The 16,131-nt window shown below is 70.0% G+C and carries 14 protein-coding genes; 12 read left to right on the top strand and 2 right to left on the bottom strand.

Annotated features, from left to right (window positions below):
- Positions 1-66: 66 nt before the first annotated feature.
- From IF01_RS0111660 to IF01_RS0111700, 9 genes are all read left to right on the top strand, one after another.
- Positions 67-690 carry a DUF1707 and DUF4190 domain-containing protein gene (locus IF01_RS0111660; protein WP_341845483.1) on the top strand — a complete coding sequence of 208 codons (624 nt, stop codon included), beginning with the start codon at positions 67-69 and terminating at the stop codon, positions 688-690.
- Between the two features lie 317 nt (positions 691-1,007).
- A complete protein-coding gene (locus IF01_RS0111665) occupies positions 1,008-2,606 on the top strand; it encodes a DUF2142 domain-containing protein (protein ID WP_030393277.1) in 1,599 nt (532 codons plus the stop codon).
- A 381-nt stretch (positions 2,607-2,987) separates the two neighbouring features.
- Positions 2,988-3,359, top strand: a complete 372-nt coding sequence (gene rpsL / locus IF01_RS0111670; RefSeq protein WP_014144289.1) for a 30S ribosomal protein S12 — start codon at positions 2,988-2,990, stop codon at positions 3,357-3,359.
- Between the two features lie 2 nt (positions 3,360-3,361).
- A complete protein-coding gene (gene rpsG / locus IF01_RS0111675; RefSeq protein ID WP_030393278.1) occupies positions 3,362-3,832 on the top strand; it encodes a 30S ribosomal protein S7 in 471 nt (156 codons plus the stop codon).
- Positions 3,833-3,871: 39 nt separating this feature from the next.
- Complete coding sequence (gene fusA, locus IF01_RS0111680; protein ID WP_030393279.1) at positions 3,872-5,977, top strand: elongation factor G; 2,106 nt, start codon at positions 3,872-3,874, stop codon at positions 5,975-5,977.
- 195 nt (positions 5,978-6,172) lie between these two features.
- Positions 6,173-7,366, top strand: a complete 1,194-nt coding sequence (gene tuf / locus IF01_RS0111685) for an elongation factor Tu (RefSeq protein ID WP_030393280.1) — start codon at positions 6,173-6,175, stop codon at positions 7,364-7,366.
- Between the two features lie 192 nt (positions 7,367-7,558).
- Complete coding sequence (locus IF01_RS0111690) at positions 7,559-9,616, top strand: DUF2339 domain-containing protein (RefSeq protein WP_030393281.1); 2,058 nt, start codon at positions 7,559-7,561, stop codon at positions 9,614-9,616.
- Between the two features lie 144 nt (positions 9,617-9,760).
- The gene (locus IF01_RS0111695; RefSeq protein WP_037779660.1) at positions 9,761-10,720 is read left to right on the top strand and encodes a glycosyltransferase family 2 protein; all 960 of its coding nucleotides are present in this window, start codon (positions 9,761-9,763) and stop codon (positions 10,718-10,720) included.
- Positions 10,717-11,175 (top strand): GtrA family protein, encoded by a 459-nt coding sequence (locus tag IF01_RS0111700; protein ID WP_030393283.1) that lies wholly within the window; start codon positions 10,717-10,719, stop codon positions 11,173-11,175. Before IF01_RS0111695 ends, IF01_RS0111700 begins: the two co-directional genes overlap by 4 nt.
- Before the next feature lie 82 nt (positions 11,176-11,257).
- Here IF01_RS0111700 and rfbC read toward each other — a convergent pair whose 3' ends face one another.
- Together rfbC and rfbA are read right to left on the bottom strand one after the other, a co-directional pair.
- Positions 11,258-11,866, bottom strand: a complete 609-nt coding sequence (gene rfbC / locus IF01_RS0111705) for a dTDP-4-dehydrorhamnose 3,5-epimerase (protein WP_030393284.1) — start codon at positions 11,864-11,866, stop codon at positions 11,258-11,260.
- Positions 11,863-12,738 carry a glucose-1-phosphate thymidylyltransferase RfbA gene (gene rfbA / locus IF01_RS0111710; RefSeq protein ID WP_030393285.1) on the bottom strand — a complete coding sequence of 292 codons (876 nt, stop codon included), beginning with the start codon at positions 12,736-12,738 and terminating at the stop codon, positions 11,863-11,865. The genes rfbC and rfbA overlap by 4 nt, the downstream gene beginning before the upstream one ends.
- Before the next feature lie 81 nt (positions 12,739-12,819).
- Here rfbA and rfbB point away from each other — a divergent pair, with 81 nt between their 5' ends.
- From rfbB to IF01_RS0111725, 3 genes are read left to right on the top strand one after another with little or no spacing between them, the layout of a single operon-like run.
- The gene (gene rfbB, locus IF01_RS0111715) at positions 12,820-13,797 is read left to right on the top strand and encodes a dTDP-glucose 4,6-dehydratase (RefSeq protein ID WP_030393286.1); all 978 of its coding nucleotides are present in this window, start codon (positions 12,820-12,822) and stop codon (positions 13,795-13,797) included.
- On the top strand, positions 13,794-14,729 hold the full coding sequence (gene rfbD / locus IF01_RS0111720; protein ID WP_030393287.1) for a dTDP-4-dehydrorhamnose reductase: 936 nt from the start codon (positions 13,794-13,796) through the stop codon (positions 14,727-14,729). Before rfbB ends, rfbD begins: the two co-directional genes overlap by 4 nt.
- Complete coding sequence (locus IF01_RS0111725) at positions 14,726-16,063, top strand: lipopolysaccharide biosynthesis protein (RefSeq protein ID WP_208624308.1); 1,338 nt, start codon at positions 14,726-14,728, stop codon at positions 16,061-16,063. Before rfbD ends, IF01_RS0111725 begins: the two co-directional genes overlap by 4 nt.
- Positions 16,064-16,131: the final 68 nt, after the last annotated feature.

Consider the following 16,131-nt stretch of genomic DNA (forward strand, 5'->3'; position numbering starts at 1 on the left):
CTGCACTATGAGAGTCCGACGAACGGGGGGACTCCGTGTTCGCGCGGGGGTACCGGGAGGTGGCGGATGGCCGTTCAGCCGTGGGGTGAGCAGGAGTTCGGGGCGGCCCGGCCGCCGGTTCCGGGCCCGCCCGCGATGCCCTACCCCGCGATGCCGTACCCCGCGATGCCGCCGACCGCCCCGCCCCAGGTCGCGATGCCGCAGTCGGCGATGCGGGCGGCGACCGCGGACCGCGAGCGCACGGTGGACGTGCTGAAGGCCGCGTTCGCCGAGGGCCGGCTCAGCGCCGCCGAGTACGGCGAGCGCTTCGAGGCGGCCAGCGCCGCGCAGACCTACGGCCAGCTCGCCCGGCTCGTCGCCGACCTGCCGGCCGGGCCGATGGTCGCCCCGCAGATGACGGTGGCGCAGGCCGGACCGGTCATGGTCCCGGTGCCGCCGACCTTCCTGGCCCCGCCGCCGCAGCGGCGGACCAACGCCGTGGCGGTGACCTCGCTGGTCCTCGGCCTGCTCTGCGTGCCGACCGGCGGCCTGCTGGGGGTGCCGGCCGTGATCGCCGGTCACATCGGACGCCGGCAGGCGGCCGAGCGGAACGAGGAGGGTGACGGGATGGCCGTCACCGGGATCGTCTTCGGCTGGCTGTCGATCGCCTTCTGGGTGACGATCATGATGACGCTGGCCGTCTTCGGCTGACGGGGCCCCGCCGGGGGCGCGCCGCGACCGGTCCGGTCCGGGGGCGCGCCGCGACGGTGCCGGGCGACCCCTCCCGCCAGGTGTGACGGTCAGGTGAAGGTCCGGGTGGACCCGCCGTGGAGACCAAGCCTTAGGATGCCGGGAAGGCTGCCCCGGACCTCGTGCCCGGGGCGGTTCCATGAGACGCGATCTCATTCCCGCCGGTACCTGCTCGAAGGACCTCGACGGGCGGTGCCAGTGCCGCCGGGGAGAAAGTCCGGTGACGGGCTCGATGCTGACACGAAGAGACGGCAGTGACTCCTAATCCCAACCGACCGATGACGAAGACCTTCAAGCGGATAGCCGACCGTTTGGTGAACTCCCCGCGACGGCTGTGGGGAATCTCCTTCCTCCTGTTCGTGCTCCTCGGTTCGGCCTGGTCGGTGTCCACCCCGATGGGCGGCTCGCCGGACGAGTACGCGCACCTGGTCCGGGCCGCCGCGGTCGCCCGCGGGCAGCTCAACGGCACCGAGGTGATGGTCAAGCACCAGGTCGCCGGTATGGACGGCAAGTTCGCCGAGACCGGCGTCCAGCTGCCCGAGTGGTACCGCGAGCTGTCCACCCGTCACACCTGCTACGCCTTCCAGCAGTGGCAGTCGGCCGACTGCGCCCCGGCGCTGGGCAGCTCGGAGAAGATCGTCGAGGTGACCACCGCGGCGGGTCGCTACAACCCGCTGTACTACACCCTGGTCGGCTGGCCCAGCCGGATCGTCTCCGGCGAGCCCGGGCTGTACCTGATGCGGCTGGCCTCCGCGGTGTTCTGCGCCGCGCTGCTGGCCAGCGCGGTGGTCGCGGCCGCCGAGTGGCGCCGGCGGGGGATCGTGATCGCGGGGCTGCTCGCCGCCCTGACGCCGACGACCCTGTACATGGGCGGGGTGGTGAACCCGAGCGGTCCCGAGATCGCCGCCGGTGTCCTGGTCTGGAGCGCCGCGCTGCCGATGTTCATGGCACCCGACCGCGCCCTGCTGAACCGCCGGCTGCTGAGGCTGGCGATCGGCGGCCTGGTGCTGATCAACATCCGCCCGCTGGGCCTGGTCTGGTTCGCCGGCGCGGTCGTCTGCGCGCTGCTGCTGACCCAGCGCTCCGCCATCCGCATGGTGGTGCGGACGAGGGCGACCTGGGTGTGCGCGGCGGTCCTCGCGGCGAGCACCGGCGTCGCCATGGCCTGGTCGATGACGCACCCGGACAACTCGGTGATCGAGATCCCGGACTGGTTCACCCCGCTGAACGCCGCGCGGCTGACCTTCGACCACTCGCTGATCTTCATCCACCAGATGATCGGCAACTTCGGCTGGCTGGACACCCCGGCCCCGGCGATCACCTGGCTGCTCTGGCCGGCCGCGGTCATCCTGCTGATCCTGCTGGCGCTCTGCTTCGGCCGTCCGCGCCAGGCCCTCGTGGTGATCGCCATCATGGCCGCGCTGATCGTGGTGCCGGTGGCCGCCCAGTCGATCCAGGCGAGCAAGCTCGGCATGGTCTGGCAGGGCCGCTACCTGCTGCCCTTCATGGTCGGCCTGCCGATGACGGCGGCGGCCGTGGCGGCCCTGCGGGTGCCCTCCGGCGGGCTGCCGTGGCGCCGGCTGATCGGCTGGATGGCGCTGACGCTGACCGTGGCGAACGTCTCGGCCTTCCTCTGGACGCTGCGCCGCAACGCCGTCGGCGACGGCGGCTCGTTCTTCATCCACCCCGCGCACTGGTCGCCGCCGGGCAGCTGGCTGCTCTGGCTGCTGGTCTACGGCATCGGCGCGACCGGCCTGGCCGTGATCGCCCTGGCCGGCGACCGGGCGCCGAGCCCGCCGGTGACCCCGCGGCCCCCGGCGGACGGGGAACGCTCGGTGCGTCCGGTCGGTCACCGTCCGATGACCCCGGTCGGCTGAGCGCGGGACGAGTTGCGGGGCGCGCTCCGAGGGAGTGTGCTATAAGCAGCGGTCGTGGTGCCGGGGACCCCGGCACCACGGCCACGACCTGCGATGTTCCATTTGTTTTGACCGAGCCCGATGCGCTAGGTACGCTCTGACCTTGTGCCTGGGGTGTCCCCGGGTCCTTGTGCGTGCATGCACACCGGTCGCCGCGCCGAGCCGGAGCGCCTTTTACGGCGCGCCGCGCGTAGAGCGCCGTCGCTGTACATCAGCCCACGGGATTCCGTGCCGGAAAAAACCCAACACACCCGACCGCGTGGGTCGAACCACGGGGTCGTGTGCGAGGGAACACCGCAGGTTAGTTCCACCAAGCCTTGGCACACAGAAAACGGAGAAACGGTGCCTACGATCCAGCAGCTGGTCCGAAAGGGCCGGCAGGACAAGGTCGAGAAGAACAAGACTCCCGCGCTGAAGGGTTCCCCGCAGCGCCGTGGGGTCTGCACGCGTGTGTACACGACCACCCCGAAGAAGCCGAACTCGGCCCTTCGCAAGGTCGCCCGTGTGCGCCTCACCAGCGGGATCGAGGTCACCGCTTACATCCCGGGCGAGGGCCACAACCTGCAGGAGCACTCCATCGTGCTGGTTCGCGGTGGTCGTGTGAAGGACCTTCCTGGTGTCCGCTACAAGATCATCCGCGGTTCGCTCGACACCCAGGGTGTCAAGAACCGCAAGCAGGCTCGCAGCCGCTACGGCGCCAAGAAGGAGAAGTAAGAATGCCTCGTAAGGGCCCCGCCCCGAAGCGCCCGGTCATCATCGACCCGGTCTACGGCTCCCCTGTCGTCACCCAGCTGGTCAACAAGATCCTGCTGCACGGCAAGCGCTCCACCGCCGAGCGGATCGTCTACGGCGCCCTCGAGGGCGTCCGCGAGAAGAGCGGCGCCGACCCGGTCGTCACGCTGAAGCGTGCGCTGGAGAACGTCAAGCCCGCCCTCGAGGTCAAGTCCCGCCGTGTCGGTGGCGCGACCTACCAGGTTCCGGTCGAGGTCCGCCCGGGCCGCGCCAGCACCCTGGCGCTGCGCTGGATGGTCGGCTACTCGCGCGCCCGTCGTGAGAAGACCATGACCGAGCGCCTGATGAACGAGATCCTCGACGCCAGCAACGGCCTGGGCGCTTCCGTGAAGCGTCGCGAGGACACCCACAAGATGGCCGAGTCCAACAAGGCGTTCGCGCACTACCGCTGGTAGTCCGTACCCCGTCACTAGACAGAGAGAGAACGAGCCACCATGGCTGCAACCTCCCTTGACCTCGCCAAGGTCCGCAACATCGGGATCATGGCGCACATCGACGCGGGCAAGACCACCACCACCGAGCGGATCCTGTTCTACACCGGTGTGTCGTACAAGATCGGTGAGGTCCACGATGGCGCTGCCACCATGGACTGGATGGAGCAGGAGCAGGAGCGCGGCATCACGATCACGTCGGCCGCGACGACCTGTCACTGGACCGTCGACGACGCCGACCACACCATCAACATCATCGACACCCCGGGCCACGTCGACTTCACCGTCGAGGTGGAGCGTTCGCTGCGCGTCCTCGACGGTGCCGTGACGGTGTTCGACGGTGTCGCCGGTGTCGAGCCCCAGTCCGAGACCGTGTGGCGGCAGGCTGACCGCTACGGCGTCCCGCGCATCTGCTTCATCAACAAGCTGGACCGCACGGGCGCCAACTTCTTCTTCTGCGTCAAGACCATCGTGGACCGCCTCGGCGCGACCCCGCTGGTCATGCAGCTGCCGATCGGTGCCGAGTCGGACTTCCAGGGCGTTGTCGACCTGGTCCGCATGAAGGCGCTGGTCTGGTCCGCCGAGGCGGCCAAGGGCGAGATGTACGACATCGTCGACATCCCGGCCGAGCTGCAGGAGCAGGCGGACGAGTACCGCGAGCAGCTCATCGACACCGTGTCGAACGTCAGCGACGAGATCATGGAGCTCGCCCTCGAGGGCGAGGACATCCCGGTCGAGCTGCTGCAGGACGCGATCCGCAAGGGCACCCTGAACTCGGACTTCACCCCGATCTTCTGTGGTACCGCGTTCAAGAACAAGGGCGTTCAGCCCCTGCTCGACGCCGTCGTCAAGTACCTGCCGTCCCCGCTGGACATCGAGTCCATCGAGGGCACCAAGCCGGGCGACGACACCGTCAAGATCTCCCGCAAGGCCTCGGACGACGAGCCGCTCGCCGCGCTCGCGTTCAAGATCATGTCGGACCCGCACCTCGGCAAGCTCACCTTCGTCCGGGTCTACTCGGGCCGCCTGGAGTCCGGCACCTCGGTGCTGAACGCCGTCAAGGGCAAGAAGGAGCGCATCGGCAAGATCTACCGCATGCACGCGAACAAGCGTGAGGAGATCGACTCGGTGGGCGCCGGCGACATCATCGCCGTCATGGGCCTGAAGCAGACCACCACCGGTGAGACGCTGTCCGACGAGAAGCACCCGGTCATCCTGGAGTCCATGGACTTCCCGGCCCCGGTCATCCGCGTCGCGATCGAGCCCAAGTCCAAGGGTGACCAGGAGAAGCTGGGTGTTGCCATCCAGCGTCTCGCCGAGGAGGACCCGTCCTTCCAGGTCAACACGGACGAGGAGACCGGCCAGACCATCATCGCGGGTATGGGCGAGCTGCACCTCGAGGTGCTCGTCGACCGTATGCGCCGTGAGTTCAAGGTCGAGGCCAACGTCGGCAAGCCGCAGGTCGCGTACCGCGAGACGATCCGTCAGGCCGTCGAGCGCATCGACTACACCCACAAGAAGCAGACCGGTGGCTCCGGTCAGTTCGCCAAGGTGCAGATCGCGATCGAGCCGCTCGAGCAGGCCGAGGGCTACGAGTTCGTCAACCTGGTCACCGGTGGCCGCGTGCCGCGGGAGTACATCCCGTCGGTCGACGCCGGCTGCCAGGAGGCCATGGAGTTCGGTATCCTCGCCGGCTACCCGCTCCAGGGCGTTCGCGTGAAGCTCCTCGACGGTGCGGCGCACGACGTCGACTCGTCCGAGCTCGCGTTCAAGATCGCCGGCTCGATGGCCTTCAAGGAAGGCGCCCGGAAGGCCAAGCCGGTCCTCCTGGAGCCGATGATGGCCGTCGAGGTCACCACGCCCGAGGACTACATGGGCGACGTGATCGGCGACATCAACTCTCGCCGTGGCCAGATCCGGTCCATGGATGAGCGTCACGGTGCCCGCGTCGTCACGGCGCTGGTGCCCCTCTCCGAGATGTTCGGCTACGTCGGTGACCTGCGCAGCAAGACCTCTGGTCGCGCGAGCTACTCGATGCAGTTCGACTCGTACGCCGAGGTTCCGAGGAACGTCGCGGACGACATCATCGCGAAGGCCAAGGGCGAGTAACGTCCCGACTTTCGGGACGACAGCCACCCCTTAGGCTATTGGGAGGCAACTCGGGAGGATCCGGTCGGATCCTCCCGGGGCCTCCGGCCCCCCACCCAGTGGGACGGCACGGGGTGTCCTCCGGACAGCCCACACAAAACATCAAAGACCAACTGACGTCACCACGGCGTACAGAACTGTCCTCAGGAGGACTCAGTGGCGAAGGCGAAGTTCGAGCGGACGAAGCCCCACGTCAACATCGGCACCATCGGTCACATCGACCACGGTAAGACCACGCTGACCGCGGCCATTACCAAGGTGCTGCACGACGCGTACCCGGAGATCAACCCCTTCACGCCGTTCGACCAGATCGACAAGGCGCCGGAGGAGCGGCAGCGCGGTATCACCATCTCCATCGCGCACGTCGAGTACCAGACCGAGGCGCGTCACTACGCCCACGTCGACTGCCCGGGTCACGCGGACTACATCAAGAACATGATCACCGGTGCCGCGCAGATGGACGGCGCCATCCTGGTGGTCGCCGCCACCGACGGCCCGATGCCGCAGACCAAGGAGCACGTCCTCCTGGCCCGCCAGGTCGGCGTCCCCTACATCGTCGTCGCCCTGAACAAGGCCGACATGGTGGACGACGAGGAGATCCTGGAGCTCGTCGAGCTCGAGGTCCGCGAGCTGCTCTCCGAGTACGAGTTCCCGGGCGACGACCTGCCGGTCGTCCGCGTCTCCGCGCTGAAGGCCCTCGAGGGCGACGCCGAGTGGGGCCAGAAGCTCCTCGGCCTGATGCACGCCGTCGACGAGAACATCCCCACCCCGGCCCGCGCCGTGGACCAGCCGTTCCTGATGCCGATCGAGGACGTCTTCACGATCACCGGTCGTGGCACCGTCGTCACCGGTCGTATCGAGCGCGGCATCCTCAAGGTCAACGAGACCGTCGACATCATCGGCATCAAGACCGAGAAGACCACCACCACGGTCACCGGCATCGAGATGTTCCGCAAGCTGCTCGACGAGGGCCAGGCCGGTGAGAACGTCGGTCTGCTGCTCCGCGGCATCAAGCGCGAGGACGTCGAGCGCGGCCAGGTCATCATCAAGCCGGGTTCGGTCACGCCGCACACCGACTTCGAGGCCCAGTCCTACATCCTGTCGAAGGACGAGGGTGGCCGTCACACCCCGTTCTTCAACAACTACCGCCCGCAGTTCTACTTCCGTACCACGGACGTGACCGGCGTCGTGACCCTCCCCGAGGGCACCGAGATGGTCATGCCGGGCGACAACACCGGCATGACGGTCGCGCTGATCCAGCCGATCGCCATGGAGGAGGGCCTGAAGTTCGCCATCCGTGAGGGTGGCCGGACCGTCGGCGCCGGCCAGGTCACCAAGATCATCAAGTAGTTCGATGCTCTGACCTGTCGACCCCGGTCGAGGAGGGCTTGACGAGGATCCCCAGGGGTCCTCGTCAAGCCCTCTGTCATTGGCAAAACATTTGGTCAACTAGGATCGCTCCGTAACGGCGGGTCAACGGCCGTACGGACTTGTCCGACGCAGGGGATGGGATTCAGGGTCTCGATGGAAAGACTCCGCACCATGATGGCCGCGCGTTCCTCGGTCGAGGAGGACACTCCCGAGGACCCGGCGGCCGGCTCCCGTCCCCCGGCCCGCAGGCCGGCCCGCAGTCTTCCGGTCCTGGCCGGCGCGCTGGTCGCCGGCTGGCTGCTGCCCGCCGCGCTGATCTCGCTCGGCGTCGGGATCCTGGTCCTGCCGCTGCTGGTCCTGGCGGTCGCCTCGCTGCTCCGGACCGGCGGCGTGCTGCTCGACCGGCTGGTGGCCGCGACCCTGGTCGTGGCCGGCGGCGTGCTCGTGCTCGGGCTGCTGTTCTCGCTCTGGCCCTGGGGCATCGACCCCGTTCCGACCTCGGGCGGACTCTTCACCGTCGTGGTCCTCACCGGCTGGCTCGGCCGCCGGGCCCCGCGGCTGCCGCTGCGGTTCCGGCCCTCCGACCTCATGGTGGTCGGCACCACGTACGTGATGTGGCACTACCTGTACAAGCCGCTGATCGGCAAGGGACCGGGCTGGCGCCTGGAGTTCCTGACCACCGCCGAGGACCGGCTCAACCACTTCTCGTACTTCGTGGGCATCCAGCACGTCGGCGGCTACAACTTCCTGCACCAGGAGGCCGCCAAGGCGTACATGATGTCGCCGTCCGAGGCGGTCTACCCGCAGGGCACCCACTTCCTGCTCGCCTGGGTCGACTCGCTGGTGCGGTCCGCCGCCGACCTCGGCGCTCCGCTCGACACCATGAACCGCTACCTGCTCTACGTCCTGGCCGCCTACGCGCTGCTGGGCACGGCCCTGGTCTGGGCGGCCCGCTGGATCGGCGGCCCGCGACTGCGGGGCTGGCGCACGGCGGCGGTGTGCGGCACGGTCGCCGCGCTGGTGTTCTCCAGCAACTACACCCATCTGGTCATCCACGGCTTCGACTCCACCGTCGTCGGCCTGCTGATGGTGGCCCTGCTCGCGGCCTTCATGGTGCGGCCCGCGATGGGGACGGTCGAGTTCCTGCTCGTCGCGGCGCTCGGCCTGATCACCGTCACCTACGTCTACAACCTCTTCGGCGCCGTGGCCGGCCTCGCCGTGGTCGGGGCCCTGGTGGTCCACCGCCGCCGGTTCCGGCGCGCGCACTGGCTGCGCTACGCGCTGGCCGCCGCGGTCGCACTCGGCATCGCGGGCCTGCCCAGCCTGGTGTCCGTGCTCTCCCAGCTCGACGTCGCCAGCACCTCCAACCTCGGCGGCCCCAGCGTCGGCGCGGACCGGGCCATCATGATCGGCGGTCTGCTGCTGGGCGCGCTGGCCGCCCTGTCGCCGAGCCTGCGGCGGACCGCGACCGGGCAGGCCCTGTTCGTGGTGGTGCTCGCCACCGGGGCCGCGGTCGGCGGCTTCGCCTGGTGGCAGATCCGCACCATCGGGCAGGTCTCCTACTACTTCGAGAAGCTGGCCGGCACCGGGATCGTGATCGCGCTGATCTCGATCGGCGCGGTCGGCCCGCTGCTGCGCACCGTCTCGCCCGCCCGGGTCCCGGTGCTGCGGCGCCGGATCAGCGACGCCGTGCTCTCGGTGCTCGCGGTGGCGACGGCGCTCAGCCTGTTCGCCGGCGTCCAGTGGGGCATGGACTCGTTCAAGGGCATGCCCTCGGCCTGGCGCAACAACCCGCTGATGGCCTGGAGCCGCGGCGACGCCTGGAGCGACATCGGCCCCAGGGAAGGCGCCACCGTGATGGGCGACCTGGACGGCATCCAGGGCCCGATGATGGTGCTCTACTCGAACGACGACTACAAGAACCTCAAGTCCACCTGGCTCGCCGCCCTGCTCCGCTCGCGCGGCGGCGACATGCTGCCGCTCTACGAGACGCACTGGGTGAACATCGGCGCCGCCGAGCGCGCCGAGCCGGAGCACAAGGCGGCGATGGAGCACGTCAGGAAGGCCGCCGAGAGGCTGGGCGAGCCGATGACCGTGGTGGTGGCCGACCAGGCGACCGGCGACCGGATGCGTCGCGAGCTCGTGGGCTTCCAGCCGCAGATCACGATCGTGGTCAAGCCGGGCAACAACTGGGTCCAGCCGTGGGAGCGGAGCTTCCCCGGGGTCTGACCCCGCCCGGTACCAGGAGCCGTCCCCGCCCCGACCGGCGGGGACGGCTCTCATGCACTGCTCATCCGGTCTCATTCCGGGCTCAGCACCGGCTGCTAGTGTCGGCCACGATCCAGCAGCCCCGGCCGAAAGCGGGACCAACTCATGTCGACAGCGCCGCAGTTGTCGGTCGTCATGCCGATCTACAACGAGCAGGAGGCGCTGCCGAGGACCGTCGAACGGCTACGGCCGATCCTCGACGCGCTCGGGGTGGGCTACGAGGTGGTCGGCATCGACGACGGCAGTACCGACGCGACCCCCGTGCTGATGCAGAAGATCCGCCAGGACTGGCCGGAGTTCCGGATCATCAGGCTGGCCCGCAACTCCGGCCACCAGGCCGCGCTGAAGGCCGGCCTCGACCGCGCCCTCGGCGACTACGTGGTGAGCCTCGACGCCGACCTGCAGGACCCGCCGGAGAAGATCCCGGAGATGTTCGCGCTGGCCCGCGAGCAGGACCTCGACATCGTCTACGGCGTGCGCGGCGACCGCACCACGGACAGCTCGTTCAAGCGGCGCTCGGCCGGTGCCTACTACTGGCTGATGCGCAAGCTCGTCGGGAAGCGGATGCCCAACCAGGCCGGCGACTACCGGCTGCTCAGCCGGGCCGCGGTGGACGCGCTCAAGGCCCTGCCCGAGCACCAGCCGGTCTACCGGCTGCTGGTGCCGTGGCTGGGCTTCCCCAGCGGGGAGGTCGTCTACGTCCGCGAGGAGCGGGTGGCCGGCACCACGCACTACCCGCTCGGGAAGATGGTCCGGCTCGCGCTGGACAGCATCGTCAACTTCTCGGCCGCCCCGCTGCGGCTGGCCACCTGGCTCGGCCTGCTGAGCTTCGCGGTGTGCCTGGTCATGAGCGTCTACACCGCCGTCGCGTTCGCCATCGGGGTCACCGTCCCCGGCTGGTCCTCGCTCTTCATGGGGATGCTGTTCCTCGGCGCGGTGCAGCTGATCTGCGTCGGCCTGCTGGGGGAGTACACCGCGCGGATCTACTCGGCGGTGCAGGCCAGACCGGCCTACTTCGTCGGCTACGACTCGGTCGACGATGAACGCCGGGACAATTCTCGATGACGTTCACCGGCGATCCGGCGCCGTCGACGCCGCCACCCGCACCGCCCCCGGCACCGCCCGGCCGGGGCCCCCGGCGGCAGCTGCCGTCCTTCCTGGTGATCGGCGCGCTGAGCACCCTCTTCTACCTGGCGCTGTTCGTCGGGCTGCGCCAGGTCGCCTCGGCCCAGGTGGCCAACCTGGTCGCGCTGGCCGTGAGCGCGGTCGCCAACACGGCCGCCAACCGGCGCTTCACCTTCGGGGTGACCGGCAGCGAGGGCGCGTTGCGCCACCAGGCCCAGGGGGCGGTGGCCTTCCTGATCGCGCTGGGCCTGAGCACGGGTGTGCTGGAGCTGCTCGACCGGCTGGCGCCGGAGGCCTCCCGCCCGGTCGAGGTGGCCGGGCTGGTGCTGGCGAACGGGCTCGCCACGGTGGTCCGCTTCCTGCTGCTGAAGGTCTGGGTGTTCCGGGGCCGCTGAGGCCGCTCGGTGCCGCGCGACGACGAGGAGGGCCCGGCCGCGTTCGACGCGGCCGGGCCCTCCTCGTTCTGAGCGTTCCGGATCAGGCCCGGTGGGCCTCGCCCAGCCCGTCGGTGAACGCCTTGACCGCCTTGTAGTCGGGCAGCAGGCCGCTCGCCAGCGCCTCGGCCAGCGAGGGGGCCTCGGTGTCCTTGGCGGACAGCTGCGGCACGTCGGCCGGCCACTCGATGCCCAGGTCCGGGTCCAGCGGGTGCACACCGTGCTCGCCGGTCGGGTTGTAGGTCTCCGAGCAGAGGTAGGTCAGCGTCGCGTCGTCGCTCAGCGCGCAGAACCCGTGGCCGAGGCCCTCGGAGATGTACACCGCCTTGCGCTCGGTCTCGTCGAGCCGCACACCCTCCCACTTGCCGAAGGTCGGCGAGCCGACCCGCAGGTCGACGATGACGTCCAGGACGGCGCCGCGCACGCAGGTGACGTACTTGGCCTGGCCGGGCGGGACGTCGGCGAAGTGGATGCCGCGGACGACGCCCTTGCTGGACAGCGACAGGTTGGCCTGCGCCAGCCGCAGCGGGTGGCCGACCACCTCGGCGAGCCGGTCGAAGCGGTACCACTCGGTGAAGTGGCCACGCGCGTCACCGTGCACCTGGGGAGTGAGCTCCCAGGCGCCCTCGATCGACAGCTCGCGGATCTTCATCGGGTGCCCTCCTCGTCCAGCAGCGCCACCAGGTACTGGCCGTAGCCGCTCTTCAGCAGCGGCTCGGCCAGCTCGCGCAGTCGGGCGTCGTCGATCAGGCCGGCCCGCCAGGCCGCCTCCTCGATGCAGCCGATCTTGAAGCCCTGGCGCTCCTCGATGACCCGGACGAACTCCGAGGCCTGCACCATCGAGACGAACGTGCCGGTGTCCAGCCAGGCGGTGCCCCGGTCGAGGATCGTCACGTGCAGGTCGCCGGCCTGGAGGTAGGCCTCGTTGACCGCGGTGATCTCCAGCTCGCCGCGGGCACTCGGCTTCAGGCCGCGGGCGATCTCGACCACGCGGTTGTCGTAGAAGTACAGGCCGGGGACGGCGTACCGGGACTTGGGCTCGGTCGGCTTCTCCTCGATGGAGATGGCCTGGCCGTCCTCGTCGAACTCGACCACGCCGTAGGCGGTCGGGTCGGCCACCGGGTAGGCGAAGACCCGGCCGCCCTTGGCACCGGTGTGCTCGGAGAGCCGGGTGCCGAGGCCGCTGCCGTGGAAGATGTTGTCGCCGAGGATCAGCGCGACGGACTCGTCGCCGATGAAGTCGGCGCCCAGGACGAAGGCCTGGGCGATGCCCTCGGGCTTCTCCTGGACGGCGTACTCCAGGCGGAGGCCGAACTGGGAGCCGTCGCCGAGCAGGCGCTCGAACTGGTCGCGGTCGTTCGGGGTCGTGATGATCAGGATCTCGCTGATCCCGGCCATCACGAGGGTCGAGAGGGGGTAGTAGATCATCGGCTTGTCGAAGACCGGGAGGAGCTGCTTCGACACCGCTCGAGTCAGCGGCCACAGCCGGGAGCCGGTGCCGCCGGCCAGAAGGATTCCACGCATGCGTGCACCTTATGCGAGAACGGGCAGGGGGTACGGCCGGGGTCCTTGGCGGGTGCGGGACGACGATAGACTGCGCGCATTATGCGCATCCTTGTGACCGGCGGCGCCGGGTTCATCGGGTCGGAGTTCGTCCGTCAGCTCCTCGGAGCCGACGCCGAGGCTCGGATCACCGTCTTCGACAAGCTCACCTACTCCGGCGTCGAGGCCAACCTGGCTTCCGTCGCGGGGCACAGTGGCTACACCTTCGTCCGGGGCGACATCTGCGACGCCGCGGCCGTCGACGACGTCATGCCCGGGCATGACGTGGTCGTCCACTTCGCGGCCGAGTCGCACGTGGACCGCTCCATCGCGGGCGCGGGCCCGTTCGTGCTGACCAACGTCGTCGGCACCCAGGTCCTGCTGGACGCCGCCCGCAAGCACGGCGTCGGCCGCTTCGTGCACATCTCCACCGACGAGGTGTACGGCTCGATCAGCGAGGGCTCCTGGACGGAGGAGTGGCCGCTGGTGCCGAACTCCCCGTACTCGGCCTCCAAGGCCTCCTCGGACCTGCTGGCGCTGGCCTACCACCGCACGCACGGCATGGACGTCGTGGTGACCCGCTGCTCCAACAACTACGGGCACTACCAGTTCCCGGAGAAGGTCATCCCGCTGTTCACCACCAACCTGATCGACGGCAAGAAGGTGCCGCTGTACGGCGACGGCGGCAACGTCCGCGACTGGCTGCACGTCTCCGACCACTGCCGCGGCATCGAGCTGGCCATGCGCAAGGGCCGCGCCGGCGAGGTCTACAACATCGGCGGCGGCACCGAGGCCACCAACAAGGAGCTCACCGGGCTCCTGCTGGAGGCCGCCGGGGCGGGCTGGGACATGGTCGAGCACGTCGCCGACCGCAAGGGCCACGACCTGCGCTACTCGATCGACATCAGCAAGATCCGCGAGGAGCTCGGCTACGAGCCGCAGGTCCGCTTCGAGGACGGCCTCGCCGAGACCATCACCTGGTACCGCGAGAACCGCGCCTGGTGGGAGCCGCTGAAGACGAAGGCGGCTCTGGAGAAGTGACCGGGACCTCCTCGGGTCCGGTCCGCTGGCTGGTCACCGGCGCGGCCGGGATGCTCGGTCAGGACCTGCTCACGGTCCTGGCCGGCGACCCGGCGGCCGAGGTGACCGCCCTCGGGCGGGCCGACCTCGACATCACCGACGCGGCGGCCGTGCTGGCCGCCGTCGAGGGCCACCACGTCGTCGTCAACTGCGCGGCCTGGACGAACGTCGACGGCGCCGAGACGGCCGAGGAGGCCGCCACCGCCGTCAACGGCACCGGTGTCCGCCACCTGGCCGCCGCCTGCGCCAAGACCGGCGCCCGGCTGATCCAGGTGTCGACCGACTACGTGCTGCCCGGAGACGCCACCGAGCCGTACGCCGAGACCGCGCCGACCGGCCCGGTCAACGCCTACGGCCGGGGCAAGCTGGTGGGGGAGCAGGCCGTGGCCGAGCTCCTCCCCGAGCACGGCTACGTGGTCCGCACCGCGTGGCTGTACGGCGAGCACGGCAAGAACTTCGTGGCCACCATGCTCCGGCTCGCCGCCCAGCGCGACAGCCTCGACGTGGTGGACGACCAGCAGGGCCAGCCGACCTGGTCGCTGGCCCTGGCCCGGCAGCTCGTCGCGCTCGGCCTGGCCGCGCTCGCCGGGCAGGCGCCGGCCGGCGTCTACCACGGCACCGGCGGCGGCCGGACCACCTGGTACGGCCTGGCCCGGGAGGCGTACCGGCTGAGCGGGCTGGACCCGGAGCGGATCCGCCCGACCACCTCCGCCGCGTACGTCACGCCGGCCGTCCGGCCCGCGTTCAGCGTGCTCGGCCACGACCGCTGGGCCGACGCCGGGCTGAGCCCGCTGCCGGACTGGCGGGAGCAACTGGCCGAGGCGCTCGGCACGCCGGTCTTCGCCGAGCTGGGCTCGGTGGCCCGGTCGACCGAGAGTGACAGGTCTCAGTGAAGAATCCGCTGACCAAGGTCGCCGCCGCGCTGCCGCCGGGAACCCTGGCGGTGGCCGGCGGCACCGTGGTGCTCGGGGCCGCCTCGTACATCCACCTCGGGGTGGCCGGGCACAGCCTGTCCGTCGACGACATGGCCAACGTCTCCCTGCTGTGGACGATCGTGATGTCCGTCGGGATCGGTGTTTTCTTCCCGATCGAGCAGGAACTCACCCGGATCGTCGCGGCCCGCGCCGCGCTCGGCCACGGCGCGGCACCGGTGCTGCGCCGCGCCACGCTGCTGACCGGCGGGATCCTCGCCGCCGTCCTGCTGGCGCTCGGCATCGGCTCGCGGAAGATCGCCGATGTGATGTTCCACGGCGACCGCTCGCTGGTGCTGGCCCTCGGCGGCGCGTTCGCCGGCATGGCCGTCTGCTACCTCACCCGCGGTGTACTGGCCGGCCTCGGCCGGTTCGGCGCCTACGGCACCCAGCTCGGCATCGACGGCGGTCTGCGGATCGGCCTGGCCTTCGGTGCCGGCCTGGCCGGGGTGCACTCCGCGCTGGCGTTCAGCCTGATCCTCGCCCTGGCGCCGGTCGCGGCCACTCTGCTGACGTTGCCGCCGCTGTTCAAGGCGGTCCGGCCCGGCCCGCGGATCCCCTGGTCCGAGCTCTGCTCCGGCCTCGGCCTGCTGATCTGCTCGACCCTGCTGTCGCAGGTGGTGGTGAACGCCGCGGTGGTGAGCACCAAGCTGCTCGCCCCGGAGGAGTCGGCGCTGATCGCGGCGCTGCTCAACGCGCTGGTGCTGGCCCGGGTCCCGCTCTTCGTCTTCGGCTCGCTCCAGGCCTCGCTGCTCAGCGGCCTCTCCGCGGCGATCGCGGTGGGCGACCGCGCGGCCTTCACCGGTATGCTTCGCCGGATCGGCGTCGTGGTCGGCGGTCTCGGTCTGCTCGGCGGAATCCCGGCGGTGCTCCTCGGACCCCGGCTGATCCAGGTGCTGTTCGGGGCCGAGCCGGTGCTCGGCCACCTCGACTTCTTCTGGATGTCCGCCGGTACCGTGGCGTACATGTTCGCGATGGTGCTGGGTCAGGCGCTGATGGTATTCAAGCGGCACAACCTGCAGCTGCTCTGCTGGGCGATCGGCACCGGCGTGCTCGCCGGCATCACCTTCATGCCCGGCGAGGTCGCCACCCGGGTGGTGGTGGCGTACACCGCCGGATCGGTGGCGACCGTGCTCGGTATGCTTGCCGCTCTCAGGCGCAGCTTCCCCGGTTCGACGGCGAACCAGGCCGGTCCCGCGCCGAGTACGTCGGAGCAGGCTGTGCCCACCATGAGTGCCCGGGTGAGCGGCGAATGACCGCCTCGCCCCCCGACATACGGATTTTTGCCGCGCACGAGCGCGGGAGACACCACGAACATGGAGCC

Source organism: Kitasatospora purpeofusca (assembly GCF_000718025.1).
In the GTDB taxonomy this organism is placed as follows: Bacteria; Actinomycetota; Actinomycetes; order Streptomycetales; family Streptomycetaceae; genus Kitasatospora; species Kitasatospora purpeofusca.

Excerpts from the sequence above, each read along its gene's own strand:
- IF01_RS0111660 (WP_341845483.1), top strand. The coding sequence starts at position 67 with ATGGCCGTTCAGCCGTGGGGTGAGCAGGAGTTCGGGGCGGCCCGGCCG.
- IF01_RS0111665 (WP_030393277.1), top strand. The coding sequence starts at position 1,008 with ATGACGAAGACCTTCAAGCGGATAGCCGACCGTTTGGTGAACTCCCCG.
- rpsG (WP_030393278.1), top strand. The coding sequence starts at position 3,362 with ATGCCTCGTAAGGGCCCCGCCCCGAAGCGCCCGGTCATCATCGACCCG.
- fusA (WP_030393279.1), top strand. The coding sequence starts at position 3,872 with ATGGCTGCAACCTCCCTTGACCTCGCCAAGGTCCGCAACATCGGGATC.
- IF01_RS0111690 (WP_030393281.1), top strand. The coding sequence starts at position 7,559 with ATGATGGCCGCGCGTTCCTCGGTCGAGGAGGACACTCCCGAGGACCCG.
- IF01_RS0111695 (WP_037779660.1), top strand. The coding sequence starts at position 9,761 with ATGTCGACAGCGCCGCAGTTGTCGGTCGTCATGCCGATCTACAACGAG.
- IF01_RS0111700 (WP_030393283.1), top strand. The coding sequence starts at position 10,717 with ATGACGTTCACCGGCGATCCGGCGCCGTCGACGCCGCCACCCGCACCG.
- rfbC (WP_030393284.1), bottom strand. The coding sequence starts at position 11,866 with ATGAAGATCCGCGAGCTGTCGATCGAGGGCGCCTGGGAGCTCACTCCC.
- rfbA (WP_030393285.1), bottom strand. The coding sequence starts at position 12,738 with ATGCGTGGAATCCTTCTGGCCGGCGGCACCGGCTCCCGGCTGTGGCCG.
- rfbB (WP_030393286.1), top strand. The coding sequence starts at position 12,820 with ATGCGCATCCTTGTGACCGGCGGCGCCGGGTTCATCGGGTCGGAGTTC.